General features: G+C 56.7%; 15 protein-coding genes and 1 riboswitch. Of the genes, 6 read left to right on the top strand and 9 right to left on the bottom strand.

Features of this window, described 5'->3' with window-relative positions; all coding sequences use genetic code 11:
- Window positions 1–13: 13 nt before the first annotated feature.
- Together thiD and thiM are read right to left on the bottom strand one after the other, a co-directional pair.
- Entirely contained in the window at window positions 14–814 is an 801-nt protein-coding gene (thiD, locus tag M8318_RS17700) for a bifunctional hydroxymethylpyrimidine kinase/phosphomethylpyrimidine kinase (RefSeq protein ID WP_262663745.1), read from the bottom strand.
- Window positions 811–1,581 carry a hydroxyethylthiazole kinase gene (thiM, locus tag M8318_RS17705; RefSeq protein ID WP_262663746.1) on the bottom strand — a complete coding sequence of 257 codons (771 nt, stop codon included), beginning with the start codon at window positions 1,579–1,581 and terminating at the stop codon, window positions 811–813. The genes thiD and thiM overlap by 4 nt, the downstream gene beginning before the upstream one ends.
- Window positions 1,582–1,616: 35 nt before the next feature.
- A riboswitch (TPP riboswitch) is annotated at window positions 1,617–1,713 on the bottom strand.
- Window positions 1,714–1,988: 275 nt separating this feature from the next.
- Here thiM and M8318_RS17710 point away from each other — a divergent pair.
- The 3 genes from M8318_RS17710 (at window position 1,989) to M8318_RS17720 (ending at window position 5,559) form a co-directional block, all read left to right on the top strand.
- Complete coding sequence (locus M8318_RS17710) at window positions 1,989–2,465, top strand: hypothetical protein (protein WP_262663747.1); 477 nt, start codon at window positions 1,989–1,991, stop codon at window positions 2,463–2,465.
- 226 nt (window positions 2,466–2,691) lie between these two features.
- Window positions 2,692–4,074, top strand: a complete 1,383-nt coding sequence (locus M8318_RS17715; RefSeq protein ID WP_039031094.1) for a diaminobutyrate--2-oxoglutarate transaminase — start codon at window positions 2,692–2,694, stop codon at window positions 4,072–4,074.
- 18 nt (window positions 4,075–4,092) lie between these two features.
- Window positions 4,093–5,559, top strand: a complete 1,467-nt coding sequence (locus M8318_RS17720) for a pyridoxal phosphate-dependent decarboxylase family protein (RefSeq protein WP_262663749.1) — start codon at window positions 4,093–4,095, stop codon at window positions 5,557–5,559.
- A gap of 46 nt (window positions 5,560–5,605) precedes the next feature.
- Here the strand turns inward: M8318_RS17720 and M8318_RS17725 are convergent, their stop codons facing one another.
- Genes M8318_RS17725 through M8318_RS17735 form a run of 3 tightly spaced genes read right to left on the bottom strand, consistent with a single transcriptional unit; the run spans window position 5,606 to window position 9,374 of the window.
- Window positions 5,606–7,789, bottom strand: coding sequence for a polysaccharide biosynthesis tyrosine autokinase (locus M8318_RS17725; protein ID WP_262663750.1), 2,184 nt, complete (start codon window positions 7,787–7,789; stop codon window positions 5,606–5,608).
- A complete protein-coding gene (locus tag M8318_RS17730; RefSeq protein WP_262663751.1) occupies window positions 7,771–8,235 on the bottom strand; it encodes an arsenate reductase/protein-tyrosine-phosphatase family protein in 465 nt (154 codons plus the stop codon). The genes M8318_RS17725 and M8318_RS17730 overlap by 19 nt, the downstream gene beginning before the upstream one ends.
- Window positions 8,235–9,374 carry a polysaccharide export protein gene (locus M8318_RS17735; RefSeq protein WP_262663752.1) on the bottom strand — a complete coding sequence of 380 codons (1,140 nt, stop codon included), beginning with the start codon at window positions 9,372–9,374 and terminating at the stop codon, window positions 8,235–8,237. Before M8318_RS17735 ends, M8318_RS17730 begins: the two co-directional genes overlap by 1 nt.
- A 499-nt stretch (window positions 9,375–9,873) precedes the next feature.
- On the opposite strand from M8318_RS17735, the gene M8318_RS17740 reads away from it, so the two are divergent.
- Window positions 9,874–10,206: an RcnB family protein gene (locus M8318_RS17740; protein WP_032612537.1), complete on the top strand. Its 333-nt coding sequence runs from the start codon at window positions 9,874–9,876 to the stop codon at window positions 10,204–10,206.
- A 44-nt stretch (window positions 10,207–10,250) separates the two neighbouring features.
- Here the strand turns inward: M8318_RS17740 and apbC are convergent, their stop codons facing one another.
- On the bottom strand, window positions 10,251–11,360 hold the full coding sequence (gene apbC, locus M8318_RS17745; protein WP_262663753.1) for an iron-sulfur cluster carrier protein ApbC: 1,110 nt from the start codon (window positions 11,358–11,360) through the stop codon (window positions 10,251–10,253).
- 136 nt (window positions 11,361–11,496) lie between these two features.
- Here apbC and metG point away from each other — a divergent pair, with 136 nt between their 5' ends.
- On the top strand, window positions 11,497–13,530 hold the full coding sequence (gene metG / locus M8318_RS17750) for a methionine--tRNA ligase (protein WP_106995313.1): 2,034 nt from the start codon (window positions 11,497–11,499) through the stop codon (window positions 13,528–13,530).
- Between the two features lie 31 nt (window positions 13,531–13,561).
- Here the strand turns inward: metG and M8318_RS17755 are convergent, their stop codons facing one another.
- Genes M8318_RS17755 through M8318_RS17765 form a run of 3 tightly spaced genes read right to left on the bottom strand, consistent with a single transcriptional unit; the run spans window position 13,562 to window position 16,481 of the window.
- Window positions 13,562–14,032 (bottom strand): YehS family protein, encoded by a 471-nt coding sequence (locus M8318_RS17755; RefSeq protein WP_262663754.1) that lies wholly within the window; start codon window positions 14,030–14,032, stop codon window positions 13,562–13,564.
- A gap of 47 nt (window positions 14,033–14,079) precedes the next feature.
- A complete protein-coding gene (btsR, locus tag M8318_RS17760; RefSeq protein WP_262663755.1) occupies window positions 14,080–14,799 on the bottom strand; it encodes a two-component system response regulator BtsR in 720 nt (239 codons plus the stop codon).
- A complete protein-coding gene (locus M8318_RS17765) occupies window positions 14,796–16,481 on the bottom strand; it encodes a sensor histidine kinase (protein ID WP_262663756.1) in 1,686 nt (561 codons plus the stop codon). Before M8318_RS17765 ends, btsR begins: the two co-directional genes overlap by 4 nt.
- Window positions 16,482–16,698: 217 nt before the next feature.
- Here M8318_RS17765 and mlrA point away from each other — a divergent pair, with 217 nt between their 5' ends.
- A complete protein-coding gene (mlrA, locus tag M8318_RS17770; protein ID WP_106995317.1) occupies window positions 16,699–17,433 on the top strand; it encodes an HTH-type transcriptional regulator MlrA in 735 nt (244 codons plus the stop codon).
- Window positions 17,434–17,466 lie beyond the last annotated feature (33 nt).

Raw genomic sequence — 17,466 nt, forward strand, 5'->3', positions numbered from 1 at the left:
GCCAGTATAAGGCTTACCACCATGCATGAAAATGGTGTACCGGACCAATACCGTGACCCACCTCCAGACTATCGGCTTTAGCCAGCGCGGCAGAGAGCCAGCGCTTGGCTTCCTGCACCGTATCGGGCCAGTTGTCATGGCGTGGACGCAGCGCAGCCAGCGCGGCGGAGAGGGTACAGCCGGTGCCGTGGGTGTTTTTAGTCTTGATGCGCGGGGCGGTAAAGCGCGTGGCTCCGTCGCGGGTGAACAGCCAGTCGGGGCTTTCAGCGTCATCCAGATGACCGCCCTTCATCAGCACCGCACCGCAACCCAGGGCGAGTAACGCCGTGCCCTGCTCTTTCATTTCTCGCTCGTTTTGTGCATGCGGGGCATCCAGCAGCGCCGCCGCTTCGGGCAAGTTGGGGGTGATCAGCGCCACCTGCGGCAACAGCTTTTTACGCAGCGTGTCGACGGCGGAGGGTGACAGCAGCGGATCGCCGCTTTTCGCCAACATCACCGTATCCAGCACCACGTTTTTGACCCGATGCCGCAGGAGCTGCTCCGCCACGGCCTCGACAATATCGGTTTCGGCCAACATGCCGATCTTGGTGGTGTCGATGCGCACATCGCTGAACACCGACTCCAGCTGCGCCGCCACAAAATCCGGTTCGATTCGGTAGACCGACTGCACCCCGCGGGTGTTCTGCGCCACCAGGGCGGTGATCACCGAGCAGCCGTACGCCCCAAGCGCCGAGAAGGTTTTCAGGTCGGCCTGGATCCCGGCCCCGCCGCTCGGGTCGGTGCCGGCGATGGTGAGGGCATTAATCCGTTTCATGGTTGCCCCCCCAGATCCCACAGAGCATCCAGAAACGCCGGGGCAAAACTGCCCGGACCACGACTCTGCGCTGCCGCCAGCGTCCCGGCCCGTTTCATCCAGCCGCAGGCCGCGGCGATGTTATCCAGCCGGTCGCCCGGCAGTGAGCAACTGGCCGCCACGACCGCCGACAGGGCGCAGCCTGTGCCCACCACGCGGGTCATCAGCGGATCGCCGCCGGTAATGGTCAGGGTCCGCAGCCCGTCAGTCACGTAATCCACCTCCCCGGTCACCGCCACAATTGCATTGGTCTGCCGGGCCAACGCCTGGGCTGCCGGCAGCGCGCTGGCGGCGGTATCGGTGGTGTCAACGCCGCGTCCGCCTGCACTCATCCCGGCCAGCGCCAGAATTTCAGAGGCATTACCGCGAATGGCCGCCGGTTTGAGGGCGAGAATTTGCTGACAAAAACGGGTCCGGTACGCCAGGGCGCCAACGGCCACCGGATCGAGCGTCCAGGGTTTACCCGCCGCCACCGCGCTTTCAATCGCCCGGCGCATCGCCTGGGCACGCGAGGCGGTCAGGGTCCCGACGTTAATCAGCAGCGCATCGGCAATAGCGGAGAACTGTTCAGCCTCTTCGGCTTCGATCACCATCGCCGGTGATGCGCCGAGGGCCAGCAATACGTTGGCGGTAAAGGTCTGCACCACATCGTTGGTCATACAGTGGGTCAGCGGGGAACGGGTTCGGAAATGGTGTAAGGCGTGTAAATTGAGCAGGTCAGGCTGCATGGTATCGCTCCTGCCTTGCGCGAAGAAGCGATTGCCCGGAGGGCATCTGACTTCCCTACGCTGGCATTATCCAGATCAGGTGGTACGGGTATTTCTCAGCCTTCACAAAGAAGGGCACCCCGAGTCAAATTACATAACATCATGTAATCACGGCAGCGTAGAGGATGCGTCTGGCAATAGCAAGAACCTTTCTGGTGCTGCGACGCCCACCAGGATTGCACCTGTATTTTTAGCTATTCGTGCTAAGTGTGATCTTCATCAAATAGCAAAACCCTGCATTCCGCGATAGTCACCCCACGTCACTACTGCGTTACTACTATAGATATACGCAGATAACGGCTGGCTTAATGGAATGAATGAGCAATTATCAGGGAATGAGAAATTCTTAAACTCGATAAGGTTAATGTATGAAAAAGATTCTGTTGGTGGGTGTGGTTGCTGCGTTGCTGGCGGGCTGCGTCTCTGAAGAGCAGCGGTTAGCGCAGTGTGAAGCAAAGGGCGTTAGCCGTGATGCCTGCTATATCGCGGACCAGAACCGTCAGGCCACGATCAATGCTGCTGCCGAAAAACAGGCTCTGGAGAATGCGCAGGCCGCAACGCAACATGCCCAGGCGGCCCATGTTGCCGATCCGCTGCGTGAAGCCTCTTTTAGCGCTAACGGCATCAAAGCCACCATCAACAATGGCTTCACCCAGGCCATCATCAACGGCAAGAAAGCCACGGTGAAGCGGTTGAATGCTAATTTTTACGAGATCAAAGGGGCCGGTTATATCCTGTCGATTTCACTTGATGCGGATGGCGTCACCGATGCGTCATGGAATAAAACCCATGGTCGCGATCACGGGATTCTGAACGTTGTTCAAAGTAGTCCTAAAGCATTCTAAAATACCCTACTTTTTTCCCCGGAGTGCCCCCCAGGAAACCTCAGTTGCCATGCGGGGTTACGGCTTACGCGCGTTGTTTCAACGCGCGTAACAAAACGATAAACAATTAACCATTGAGCCCTGCGCAAAAAGGCTCTATATTGGCCGCGATTTTTGATGCCCTTCTCATTTTCTTAATTAATTATTCAATCGTGGCCACGTGCTGAGCTGCGGTTGTAGGAGTGATATGATGACGGATAAAGTCCGTATTGATACTTTGAATGCCTCTTCTTTCAAAACCAACGAAACCTATCTGGCCCGTCAGGCTGAAATGGAATCCAATGTCAGGAGTTATCCGCGCAAACTGCCTTTAGCTATTACTAAGGCGGACGGGGTGTGGATCACCGACGCGGATAATAAAGAGTATCTGGATTGCCTGGCCGGAGCGGGAACGCTGGCGCTGGGTCATAACCATCCTGATGTGCTGAAAAGCATCCAAAGTGTCATTACCAGCGGCTTGCCGTTACATACTCTGGATCTGACCACGCCGTTAAAAGACGCGTTCTCAGAATACCTGCTCTCCATGCTGCCAGGTCAGGGCAAAGAGTACTGCCTGCAGTTTACCGGCCCATCCGGTGCGGACGCTGTTGAAGCCGCGCTGAAGCTGGCGAAAAAAGTGACCGGCCGCAGCGGCATTATCAGCTTCTCCGGTGCTTATCACGGCATGACCCACGGCGCGCTGTCCGTGACCGGCAACCTGTCTCCGAAAGAAGCGGTTGACGGCATGATGCCAGAAGTGCAGTTCATGCCTTACCCGCACGAGTACCGCTGCCCGCTGGGTATCGGCGGTGAAGCGGGTGTTAAAGCCCTGACCTACTACTTCGAAAACCTGATCAACGACGTTGAAAGCGGTGTGCGTAAACCTGCTGCCGTGATCCTGGAAGCCGTTCAGGGCGAAGGCGGCGTGAACCCGGCACCGGTTGAGTGGCTGCAGCGCATCCGTAAAGTAACCGAAGAGCACGGCATTCTGCTGATCCTCGACGAAGTTCAGGCAGGCTTTGCCCGTACCGGTAAATTCTTCGCCTTCGAACACGCAGGTATCCAGCCAGACATCGTCGTGATGTCCAAAGCTGTTGGTGGCGGTCTGCCGCTGGCCGTGCTGGGTATCAAAAAGCAGTTCGATGCCTGGTCTCCGGGTCACCATACCGGTACCTTCCGTGGCAACCAGCTGGCGATGGCCACTGGCCTCACCACCCTGCAGATCCTCAAAGAGCAGAACATTGCCGATAAAGTTGCCGCCCAGGGCGAGTGGCTGAAAGCGAAGCTGGTTGAGCTGCAGAAACGCTATCCGGTTATCGGTCACGTGCGCGGTCTGGGCATGATGATCGGCATCGAGATCGTAAAACCGCACGAAGCTGCCGATCATATGGGCTGCTTCCCGGGCGATGGCGAGCTGTCTGCGCTGATCCAGAAGAAATGCTTCGAAGCCGGTCTGATTCTGGAGCGTGGCGGTCGTAACGGTAACGTTGTCCGTCTGCTGCCTTCCCTGCTGATCAGCGATCAGGAGCTGAACGTGTTCCTGGACAAATTTGAGCAGGCGCTGCTTGCTGCGGGCGTTCGCCCAGTCTAACCGGAGACAATGGATACAATGTCAGATTTAAACCCGATTTTGTCGTCGTCGGCGCAAAGCATCGAAGCCTATCAGCAGGCCATCGAGCAGAGCACCCAGGCGGTTATGCAGTGGCTGAAACAGCCGGAAATGTACCAGGGTAAAACGGTCGCCGAGCTGCGCGAACGTATCAACCTGGATTTCAGCCCGGAAGGGCTGGGCAACGAGACCGCCATCGAGCGTGCCGTTGAATATTTCCTGAAAGACAGCCTCGCGGTGCATCATCCGCAGTGCGTGGCGCATCTTCACTGCCCGAGCCTGGTGGTAAGCCAGGCGGCGGAAGTGATGATCAACGCCACTAACCAGAGCATGGACTCCTGGGATCAGAGCCCGTCTGCGACCATTATCGAGATAAAACTGATCGAGTGGCTGCGTACCCGTCTGGGTTACCAGCCTGGCGACGCCGGTGTCTTCACCAGCGGCGGCACCCAGAGCAACATGATGGGTCTGATGCTGGCGCGCGATGCGTTCTTCGCGCGTCAGGGCCACTCCGTCCAGCAGGATGGTCTGGTGGGCGATCTGCGTAAGATCCGCGTTCTGTGCTCCGACAGCGCGCACTTCTCCGTGCAGAAGAACATGGCGCTGATGGGCCTCGGCTACCAGTCCGTTATTCAGGTAAAAACTGACGAATGTTCGCGTATGGATCTGACCGATCTGGCGGCGAAAATCGAGCAGTGCAACGCCAACGGCGAGCAGATTCTGGCGATTGTTGCCACTGCCGGCACCACCGATGCGGGCGCTATCGATCCGCTGCGTGCTATTGCTGAGCTGGCGGCGAAGCAGAACATCTGGGTTCACGTGGATGCAGCCTGGGGCGGCGCGCTGCTGATGTCCGAGAAGTATCGCGATTACCTCGACGGTATCGAGCTGGTGGATTCCGTTACTCTGGACTTCCACAAGCAGTTCTTCCAGACCATCAGCTGCGGCGCGTTCCTGCTGAAAGAGGCGCGTCACTATGAGCTGATGCGTTATCAGGCCGCGTACCTGAACTCTGAGTTTGACGAAGAAGCTGGCGTACCAAACCTGGTGTCCAAATCCCTGCAGACCACCCGTCGTTTCGACGCGCTGAAGCTGTGGATGAGCCTGGAGGCGCTGGGCCAGAAGAAATACGCTGAGATCATCGATCACGGTGTGACCATGGCGCAGCAGGTTGCCGCGTATGTGACCGAACAGCCGCAGCTGGAACTGGTGATGCCACCGCAGCTGGCGAGCGTGCTGTTCCGCTTCCGCCCTGAGCTGAAACTGGACGATGCGGCAATTGCGCTGCTCAACCAGAAGATCGGTGATGCGCTGCTGGAATCGGGCCGTGCCAACGTCGGTGTGACCGAGCATAACGGTATCACCTGCCTGAAGCTGACCCTGCTGAACCCAATCGTGACGCTGGAGGATGTCAAAGTCCTGCTGTCACTGGTGGAACGCACGGCGCACGAGCTGCTGGCGAAGTAAGTTGTTCAACCCGGCAGCGCTCGCTGCCGGGTCTTTATTCCCCTCGTTATCTCGCTTTATTCTTTGCGCTCTGCGCTGCGGAATAGCCGTAAGCATCGTAACCCGAAGCATAATAGCTGGCCGCCGACTTCACGACGTCGTTCAGGATTGCCCCTTTAATGTTGACTCCCATCTGCTGCAGGCGACGCTGGCTGACCTCCATCTCCCGGACGCTGGTAACGTTAAAGCGTGCCACCAGCAGCGTGGAGGCGGCGACCCGGCCCACCAGCGCGGCATCCGTAACTGCCAGAATCGGCGGAGTATCAACAATCACCATGTCGTACTGCGCGCTGGCCCAGGCCATAAACTCGCGGAAACGGTCGTGCATCAGCAGCTCAGACGGATTCGGCGGATAATGCCCGCAGGTCACCACATCAAACTGGCCGCTGGCGTAAGTCTGAATGGCCTGCGGGAAAGCCACTTTACCTGACAGCACGTCCGACAGACCGGCATCATTAGGCAGGCCAAAAATATTGTGCACATAGCCTTTACGCATATCGGCATCGATAAACAGCACCCGCTGATCGACCTGGGTCACCAGCGCCGCCAGCGAGGTACTGACCAGCGTTTTGCCGCAGTCCTGAGACGGGCCACTGAACATCAGAATGTTATTTTCGGCATCCATCATGGCGAAGTGCAGGCTGGTACGTAATCCGCGCACCGCTTCGACAAAATTATCCAGCGGCCTGTCGATCGGTAAAAAAGGCACGTCGGTGGTTTTATGCCGTTTGCAGTAGTGGAAGAAATAGTGGTTGCCCACCCGGGTTTTACCGTGCAGCCACTCAGAATGAGGCAAGGTGGCATAGACGCTTATCCCTTCACTTTCCAGCTGTTCCGGGGCGTTAATCCCGCGTCGCAGTGCCGATCTCGCTAACACCCCGCCTGTCGAGACGAAGAAACCAAACAGGGTCGCAATGACCACGATTAACGCCTTGCGCGGCTTAATAGGTGCAGGCTGCGTTACCGCTGAATCGATAATACGTACGTTACCGATGGTGCTGGAGCGGGAGATGTTCAGCTCCTGCTGTCGGGTAAGCAGCTGCAGATAAACCGCGCGGCCCGAATCGACATCACGGCTGAGACGCAGGATCTCCTGCTGCGTCGACGGCATTGTCCCTACCCGTTTGTTCAGCCGCTCCCGCTCGCTCTCTAACGTCTGACGTTTTTCACGAAGCGCCCGATAAGTGGGATGGTCCTTTTTAAAGTGCTGGGAGATCTCGGCTTCGCGGAAGGTCAGCTCATTGAGCTGATTATCGACGTTAACGATCTGCTCCAGCACCGACTTGGCTTCGAGGGTCAAATCCACTGAATCGCGCTGCTTACGGTAGGTGTTAAGACGCTCTTCAGCCAACTCCAGCTCACCGCGCACCTGTGGCAGCTGGCGCTGAAGGAAGCTGAGGCTCTGTGAGTCCTGCGCAGCCTGACGAGCAATGTTCTGTTGCAGATAGTTCTGGGCAATATGATTCAGCACGGTGGCGATGCGCGCCGGATCCTGCCCGGTCAGGCTCAGGGAGAGGATCCCGCTCTCTTTGCCCTGTTCCGTGACGCTAAACTGGCGGCTCAGGGCGTTTATCGCTTCCAGCTGCGCGTGCTGCCGCAGTCTGAAACGCGTGCCTGGCGGCGCAATCATTTCGCGAACGGCGATCGTCACTCCGGCGTGCTGCAGCGGTGTCCCTACGGTACCGCGCGCGCTAAAGCCCTCTCCTTCCAGCAGGTAGTGCCCGTTCTCTTCGGCGGTAAGGGTCATGCTCTGGGTGGCCGGAAGCGTCAGATTATCGAGGATCACTGTGGCGGCAGGTTGTCCGGTAAGCTTCGCCCAGGCTTTGCCGATAACCGGCAGGCGAACCTGGGTTATCTCATCGCGTAAGCGCAATGCCTCCACGGTTTCACCGAGGATCATCCGCGATTTCAGCAACTGAATTTCGGCACTGGAATCTGATGACCGCTCCGGGGCTAGCTGGTTTAAGGTTTTGAGAATCCTGTTCTGCTGCTTATTTTCTACTTGCACCATGGCATCTGCGACATAGACCGGCGATGCAAATAACGCATACAACGTCCCGCAGAGCGCAAACAATAGCGTGACGCTAAGAATACACAGGCGATGATCAATTAACTCTCCCAGAAGACGTGCCAGATCCAACTCTTGATTATCAACAGCATAACCCTGTGTATTCACGTTTTTCGACGACATGACCGTAATCCCTTTACTGTTAGTCGGTTAGTCCATTCCAGACTTGCTTCGCCAAGCAGGCGAAAAACATATTCAAAGGCTTCCATGCCTTTACCGTAGGGATCGGGGATTTCCCGTTCCCTCAGCCATTGCCCGAACAGCAAGGCTTTACCCCGCGCTTCCGGGGCAATAAGTGAGATCCGGTTAATTTGCTCTGACTCCATGGCGAGGATCAGATCGTATTCCCGCATCATTGGCACCGTCAGCCGACGGGCCACGTGATCCGCCAGCGATACACCATAGGTGGCTGCAATTTGCTGAGCATGGCGATCTGCCGGATGCCCGGCCAGGCCGCAGATGCCCGCCGAGGCGATGGACAATGCCGGTAACTGCTGCTGTAAAAGCCGTTCCCCGAGCGGGGAACGGCAAATATTTCCAGTACACACCACCAGAATGGACTGGATCATTATTCAGGCCACGATTTAATAAAGCGCACGGTTTCCGTCAGGTCATGAATACCGCTAATGGTCGGCACCAGCTGCGCCACAACCCGGTTCCAGCGTGAGATCGGCGCCGTCGTCACATAGACAATATCGTAGGGCTGGAGCTGAAACTCTGTGCCGAGCACCATGGCAGACGCGTCGCGGGCATTCAGCTGCCAGATGCGCGCAATTTTGCCGTCCGGGCTTTTCCCGGTGGTGGAGCGGATGACAAAAATGCCGGTCGCATCGGCCATGTCCTGATTCAGGCCACCAGCGCTGGTCAGCGCTTCCGCCAGCGTCATGCCGCTGCGATCCATCTTCAGGGTGCTCTGTTTCACCACCTCGCCCATCACAAAGACTTTCAGGGCATCATTGCGCGGGATAAACAGAATATCCCCCGGCCACAGCAGGCGGTTTTGCGTGAGATCGCCGTGCTGCATCAGGGCATAGAGTGAAATCCGCGTGTCTTTGCCCTCATGAGTGAGCACCACGTTGCGCCAGTCGGCATCGGTCGACAGGCCGCCCGCCGCATTGATCGCATCCATCACGGTCAAGGGAATATTGGTAATCGGCTGCTGGCCGGATTTAACCACTTCGCCGGTGACATAGGCTTTCTGCGAGCGAAACGCCGCGATACTGACATCGACCTGCGGGCTCTCAATCACCCTGTCCAGCCGGGCAGTGATCTCTTTGCGTACCTGGGCGAGGGTTTTACCCGCAACGTGAAGTTTACCGACATAGGGATAAAAGAGCGTGCCGTCGGCACCGACCCAGTTACCGGTGTCGCTGGCGCTACGATACTGCCCGGCCGGTGTGGTGAGTTCCGGATGATCCCAGACGGTGATCATTAGCACATCCCCGGGGCCAATCCGGTATTCCCAGTTCTTTAATTCTTCGTCCAGATTCGGATTTGCCTGAGATTTCTCGCGATCGCCACGGAGCTGTTCAATGACCGAGGGCGTTAACGGCCAGACATCCACTTTCTTATCCAAATCAAGTGGATTGTCGACAACAGCAACGTTATTTTTTCCAGAAGTATTTATATGTTGGCCGGGCGTAATTGTGCAGCCTGCTAATAACAGGGCGGCAAATAAACCTGCGCCAGTGCGGAGTGGCATTGTCATTAATAAATAATACTCTATGAATTACGTTAATAGCCCATTCATCTCTGGATAACTCCCAATAATACCAGTGCGTAATTAATATTAAGAAATATTAATTATATTATGGAGTTAAAATAAAATAACCTGATAAAGAAAACGTTCCAGCCGGGCTGACGATTGTCCGGACATTTCTTTAGGTAGGAGAAACCAAAAACAGCATCAATGAATTAGCCCGTATCATAAACACTCCGCGAAAGAAATAATACAGTCCGGATACGACTATATTGGCAATATGACTTCGTTTCGGATTTTATAAATAAAACTATAATTAACAGAACGTTTAAATAAAAATACATTCACGACAAAAATAATTTAAGCCGCCCCGGCATGTGCAGGGATGTGTTGATTTGTTACATTTTTTACCAGCCCAGCCAGCCGGCAAAACATAAAATAGAGTATCTGTTGCTCGGTCACGAATCAGCAGACCAAGAGTAATGGCCATGATTAATCTGGAGAAAAAATGACGAAAGGTAAAATTCTACTTCTGGGCGTACTGATGTCACTGGCGAGCGCGGCGTTTGCTGCACCACAAGCCGCCGCGGCACCCTCTGGCATCCAGGCCTATGAGGAACAGGAGTTTGTAGCCGATTTTACGAAATTTAAGATTGGTGATTTCGCCCCGGCACAGTATCTGACCCCTGAGTACACCATCAAGCAGTACAAACTGCGCAACCTGCCTGAACCACAAGCGGGCACGCACTGGACCTATATGGGTGAGAACTACGTGCTGGTGGGTGATACCGACGGTAAGATCTACAAAGCGTATAACGGCGATATCTTCTACCACCGTTAATCGCGAATTTTGCCGGGTAAGCGCAGCGCTGCCCGGCAAAACAACTACACCGCGCGGAAGGCGATATCGCCCGGGATCACTTCTCCCTGCCAGTAGAGCTGGGCTGCGACGCGATCTGCCAGCTGGCGATACATCTCAGCAAACTCACTTTCAGGACGGTTGATCACGGTCGGCTTCCCGCTGTCGAGATCTTCACGCAGCGTAATGTGCAGCGGCATCTGACCCAGCAGCTGGGTGTGATACTGCGCCGCCAGCTTCTCTGCCCCGCCTGCGCCAAAGATCGCTTCATGATGACCGCAGTTACTGCAGATGTGCATGCTCATGTTTTCAACCACGCCCAACACCGGCACCTCAACTTTCTCGAACATCACGATGCCTTTTTTGGCGTCGATCAGCGCGATGTCCTGTGGTGTGGTGACGACCACCGCCCCGGTAACAGGGATGTTCTGCGCCAGCGTCAGCTGAATATCACCGGTACCCGGCGGCATATCCAGCACCAGATAATCGAGATCCGGCCACATCGTCTCCTGCAACATCTGCAACAGCGCTTTGCTGGCCATCGGCCCGCGCCACACCATGGCATTGTCGTCGGTCACCAGATAACCAATCGAGTTGGTTGCCAGACCGTAAGCCATGATCGGTGCCATATGGGTGCCATCCGGCGAGGTTGGACGCTGATTTTCGGCGCCCAGCATGTTCGGAATGGAAGGGCCGTAGATATCGGCATCGAGGATACCGACCTTCGCCCCTTCGGCCGCCAGCGCCAGCGCCAGGTTCACGGCGGTGGAGGATTTGCCCACCCCACCCTTGCCGGAGCTGATGGCGATAATGTTCTTCACGCCGTTGATGCCCGGTTGGTTTTTCACCCGCTTCAGGGTGGCGATAGCGTGGGACAATTTCCAGTCAATGGCCTTCGCCCCGGTGATGCGCAGCAACTCAGCACTGGTTTGCTCTTTCAGCGTCTCAAACGCGTTGTTCCAGACGAAAGGCATCTGCAGCTCAACATGCAGGGTATCATCCAGCCACGCCACGTGATGCAACGCCTTGAGAGCGGTGAGATTGTGCTTCAGGGTGGGGTGCTGAAAATTAGCCAGCGTTCCGGCGACCATTGCGCGCAAGGCTTCCGGTGATTTGGCCTGGGATTGAGAACTCATCCCGACTCCTTTTGTTATTGTGGATAAGAGCTTTGTTGAACAAGTTTACCTGAAAGGCCATGGTTTGTGCTTACTTAATAATGCCCCATTTGGTACTATCAAAGCCCTTTTCACTACCAAAGAAGTAATGTCCACTATGACTCAAGTCGCGAAAAAAATTCTGGTAACGTGCGCTCTGCCGTACGCAAACGGCTCAATCCACCTCGGCCACATGCTGGAGCATATCCAGGCTGATGTCTGGGTCCGTTACCAGCGAATGCGCGGCCATCAGGTTAACTTCATCTGTGCAGACGATGCACACGGCACGCCGATCATGCTGAAAGCACAGCAGCTTGGTATCAGCCCGGAACAGATGATTACTGAAATGAGTCAGGAGCATCAGACGGATTTTGCTGGCTTCGACATCAGCTACGACAACTATCACTCCACGCACAGCGACGAGAACCGTGAGCTGTCGGAGCTGATCTACACCCGTCTGAAAGAGAACGGTTTTATTAAAAACCGCACCATCTCTCAGCTCTACGATCCGGAAAAAGGCATGTTCCTGCCGGACCGTTTTGTGAAAGGCACCTGCCCGAAATGTAAATCCCCGGATCAGTATGGCGATAACTGCGAAGTGTGCGGCGCGACCTACAGCCCGACCGAGCTGATTGAGCCGAAATCCGTGGTATCCGGTGCGACGCCTGAGATGCGTGACTCCGAACACTTCTTCTTCGACCTGCCGTCCTTTAGCGAAATGCTGCAGGCGTGGACCCGCAGCGGCGCGCTGCAGGAGCAAGTGGCAAACAAGATGCAGGAGTGGTTTGAATCCGGCCTGCAGCAGTGGGATATCTCCCGCGATGCGCCTTACTTCGGCTTCGAAATCCCGAACGCGCCGGGCAAATACTTTTACGTCTGGCTGGATGCGCCAATCGGCTACATGGGCTCCTTCAAGAACCTGTGCGACAAGCGCGGCGACACCACCAGCTTCGAGGAATACTGGAAGAAAGATTCCGACGCCGAGCTGTACCACTTCATCGGCAAAGACATCGTCTACTTCCACAGCCTGTTCTGGCCAGCAATGCTGGAAGGCAGCGGTTTCCGCAAGCCTACCAACCTGTTCGTGCACGGCTATGTGACGGTGAACGGCGCGAAGATGTCTAAATCCCGCGGCACCTTCATCAAGGCCAGCACCTGGCTGAACCACTTTGATGCCGACAGCCTGCGCTACTACTACACGGCGAAGCTCTCTTCCCGTATCGACGATATCGACCTGAACCTGGAAGATTTCGTCCAGCGCGTGAACGCCGACATCGTTAATAAAGTGGTTAACCTGGCCTCCCGTAACGCCGGCTTTATCGCCAAGCGTTTCGACGGCGTGATGGCGGCTGAACTGGCGGATCCGGCGCTGTACAAAACCTTCACCGACGCGGCTACCGTGATTGGCGAAGCCTGGGAAAGCCGTGAATTCGGTAAAGCGGTGCGAGAGATCATGGCCCTGGCCGATCTGGCTAACCGCTACGTCGACGAGCAGGCGCCGTGGGTTGTCGCCAAACAGGAAGGCCGCGATGCCGACCTGCAGGCGATCTGCTCTATGGGTATCAACCTGTTCCGCGTGCTGATGTCCTATCTGAAGCCGGTTCTGCCTCAGCTGGCCGCGCGTACCGAAGCGTTCCTGAACACCGAACTGAGCTGGGACAGCATTAACCAGCCGCTGCTCGGCCATAAGCTGAACGCCTTCAAGGCGCTTTACAACCGTATCGAGATGAAGCAGGTGGAAGCCCTGGTTGAGGCGTCGAAAGAAGAGGTGAAAGCCGCAGCCGCACCGGTTACCGGCCCGCTGGCGGACGATCCGATTCAGGAGACCATCACTTTTGATGATTTCGCCAAAGTTGACCTGCGCGTGGCGCTGATCGAGAACGCGGAATTCGTTGAGGGTTCTGACAAACTGCTGCGTCTGACGCTGGATCTGGGCGGCGAGAAACGTAACGTATTCTCCGGTATCCGCTCCGCGTATCCTGATCCGCAGGTGCTGATTGGCCGTCAGACCGTAATGGTTGCTAACCTGGCACCGCGCAAAATGCGCTTCGGCATCTCGGAAGGGATGGTGATGGCCGCAGGCCCTGGCGGGAAGGATATCTTCCTGTTAAGCCCTGATGAAGGCGCGAAGCCGGGTCAGCAGGTGAAATAATAAAAAAGCCGGAGATGACCTCCGGCTTTTTTTATGGTTTCGGGTGATGCACCCGGTGCGTCAGTCCGCGCAGGAAATTACGCAGGAACTGGTCCCCGCACTCGCGGTAGTTTTTATGATCCGGGGCGCGCATCATGGCGGTGATTTCCGGCATTGAGACGCGGTATTTCTGCTCGGTCATGATCGCCAGAATATCGTCGGTCTTCAGGGAAAAGGCGATGCGCAGCTTTTTCAGCACCGTGTTGTTGTTCACCCGACGCTCCAGCGCCAGCTCAGGCGCAGACTCATCTTTGCCGCGCTTGTCATAGATCAGACCGTTCAGGAAACCTGACAGGATGATGTCCGGGCAGCGAACAAACCCTTCTTCATCTTCTTTGGTCATCCAGGTGTCGAAACCTGCCGACGTGGACTCCATATCGGAAAGCGCCAGAATGCGCACCATGTCGTTATTGTTTGCTTTCAGGGTGTAGCGCAGGCTACGAAGAATGTCATTGCTAATCATGTGTGCCTTTAACTGTCGATGATGCTCTGCCGCGCAGTGTACCAGTTTTACAGCCCTATCGCCTCTTTCAAACTTTTCAGATAGCGACGGCTGACCGGCACCGTCTGCCCGGCCCGCAGCACCAACTCCGCCTGCCCGTTCTCCTCCAGGCGGATCTCTTTCAGGTGCGCCATGTTGACCAGATACTGGCGATGACAGCGCAGCAGCGGCGTGCGGCTCTCCAGGGTGCGCAACGTCAGCTCGGTAAATCCCTCTTTGCCCTCACCGCTGGTGACAAACACCCCGCTCATCCGGCTGCTGACGAAGGCCACGTCGTCCATCTGCAGGAGATAAATGCGGCTGTGGCCGCTACAGGGGATAAACTTCAGCGGCTGCTGATGTTCCGCCAGCAGGGATACGTCCTGCACGTTGCGCTCCTGGCGCAGACGGTTGAGGGTCTTTTCCAGCCGCTGCTCTTCAATGGGTTTCAGCAGGTAGTCAAAGGCGTGCTCTTCAAAGGCTTTGACCGCGTACTCGTCAAAGGCGGTAAGAAACACGATGTAGGGTCGATGCTCCGGGTCGAGCATCCCCACCATCTCCAGGCCGCTGATACGCGGCATCTGGATATCCAGGAACAGCACGTCCGGGCGCAGCTTATGCACCGCCCCGATGGCTTCAATGGCGTTAGCACATTCGCCAACAATCTCGATATCACTCTGCTCCTGCAGCAAAAACCGCAGGTTTTCCCGCGCCAAAGGCTCATCATCGACAATCAGCACATTCATCATGCGTGCTCCTCCAGAGGCAGTCTTAAGGTTATGCGGGTAAAGCAGTCCGGCTCGCAGACGACGGTGATGCCGCAATCCTCACCAAAATGGGCGCGCAGGCGTTTATCCACCAGCCCCATCCCCAGGCCGCCGCCCTCGGTAGTTGAGGTATAGAGCCCGGCGTTATCTTCAATATCCAGCACCAGATGGCGGTTAAAAAGGCTGGCGGTAATGGCAATTTCTCCGGTGCCCAGCAGCTGCGAGGTGCCGTGCTTAATCGCATTCTCGACGATCGGCTGCAGGGTAAAGGCCGGTAGCTGCTGCCAGGCCAGTTCATCCGGCACCGAGAGCGTGACATGCAGGCGCGACTGAAACCGTGCCTGCTCAATTTGCAGATAGGCGTTCACATGTTCGATCTCATCGGCCAGGGTGACGATCTCCGACGGCCGCTTCAGGTTCTTGCGGAAAAAGGTCGAGAGAAACTGCACCAGCTGCGTTGCCTGCTCGCTGTCCCGGCGGATCACCGCCTTGAGGGTGTTCAGGGCATTAAACAGAAAATGCGGGTTGACCTGAGCGTGCAGGAGCTTGATTTCCGACTGGGTCAGCAAGGCCTTCTGCCGCTCGTACTGTCCGGCAAGGATCTGCGCCGACAGCAGCTGGGCAATCCCCTCCCCGAGGGTACGGTTGATGGAGCTGAACAGGCGGTTTTTCGCTTCGTACAGCTTGATGGTGCCCATCACCCGCTGATTTTCGCCGCGCAACGGGATCACCAGCGTTGAGCCCAGCTTGCACTGCGGGTGCAGCGAGCAGCGGTACGGCACTTCGTTACCGTCGGCGTAGACTACCTCACCGGTCTCGATCGCGCGAAGCGTATAGGTGGACGAAATCGGTCTCCCGGGCAGGTGGTGATCGTCCCCGGTGCCGGTAAAGGCCAGCAGTTTTTCGCGATCGGTAATGGCGACGGCGCTGATATCCAGCTCCTGATGCAGGACCTGGGCCACCTTCATGCTGTTCTCTTCGTTAAAGCCCTGGCGCAGGATCCCCTCCGTCGAGGCCGCGACCTTCAGCGCGGTGGCCGAGAAGGCGGAGGTGTACTTTTCAAACATCGCCCGCTTGTCGAGCAGAATGCGCATAAACAGCGCGGCGCCCACCGTGTTAGTAACCATCATCGGCGCGGCAATGCTGCCGACCAGATGCAGGGCATCCTCGAACGGGTGGGCGATGAGTAAAATGATCAGCATCTGCACCAGCTCGGCAACCAGGGTGACCATCCCCGCCGTGAGCGGACTAAAGACTTTATCCGGCCGACCGCGCCGGACCATCACGCTGTGGACCAGGCCGCCGAGCAGCCCTTCGACGATGGTCGAGATCATACAGCTCAGCGCCGTCATTCCGCCCATCGAATAGCGGTGCAGCCCTCCTGTCAGGCCCACCAGCCCGCCGACCACCGGGCCGCCGAGCAGGCCGCCCATCACCGCGCCAATCGCCCGGGTGTTGGCAATGGAGTCTTCAATGTGCAGGCCGAGATAGGTGCCAAGGATGCAGAAGATGGAGAAGGTAACGTAGCAGAGCAGCTTGTGCGGCAGGCGGACGGTGACCTGCATCAGGGGGATGAACAGGCGTGTTTTACTCATCAGCCAGGCGATGACCAGAAACACACACATCTGCTGAAGCAGCAGCAACACCAGATTAAATTCGTACATGCCCACAAACCACAACGCTAAAACCGCGTAACATACACCGAAGCGTCTTAACTTGCCTGGCAGCACGCGGATAAAAATGTGTTTTCGTGTCAGCCGTCACACCTTTTACTCAACGTATTCCGAAATTCATATTAATAGTGCAAAAAAAGAGCAATCCTTCCTGGTTCAGCAAACTGCGTCTACAGTTAATCTGGGCATGTGCAAGCCGGGGGAAAACATGGCGCTCTACACGATTGGGGAAGTGGCACTCCTGTGTGATATCAACCCTGTAACGTTACGCGCATGGCAACGACGTTACGGACTACTCAAACCACAGCGAACCGACGGCGGACACCGGCTGTTTACCGATGCCGATATCGATCGCATCCGGGAGATCAAGGGCTGGATCGATAACGGCGTGCAGGTCGGCAAGGTCAAGACGCTACTGAGCCCGGAAGGTCAGGAGGAGCAGGACATCTGGCGCGAACAGCAGGAGGTGCTGCTGCGTTATCTGCAGTCCGGCCATCTGCATCGCCTGCGCGTGTGGCTCAAGGAGCGCGGCAGCGAATACCCGGCGCAAACCTTAATTTCGCACCTGTTCGTCCCGTTACGCCGCCGACTCCAGTCCCAGCAGCCCACGCTGCAGGCGCTGCTGAGTGCGCTGGACGGGGTATTGATCAACTACATCTGTATCTGTCTGGCCACCGCGCGAAAGAAGAACAGCAAGGATGCGCTGGTTGTCGGCTGGAATGTGCAGGATACCACCCGCCTTTGGCTGGAGGCGTGGATAGCCGCGCAGGAGGGCTGGCGCGTCGACGTGCTGGCGCACTCGCTGGTGCAGCTGCGCCCGGAGCTGTTCGACGGGCAGACGCTGTTGGTCTGGTGCGGCGAGTCCCCTACCGCAGCGCAGAAGCAACAGCTTACCCAGTGGCAGGCGCATGGCTATCCCGTGTTCCCGCTGAAAGGCAATTAATGGTTCATTAACAGCCGTGCTTCACCGTATAAT

This window comes from Leclercia tamurae (genome assembly GCF_025566055.1).
GTDB classification, from domain to species: domain Bacteria; phylum Pseudomonadota; class Gammaproteobacteria; order Enterobacterales; family Enterobacteriaceae; genus Enterobacter; species Enterobacter tamurae.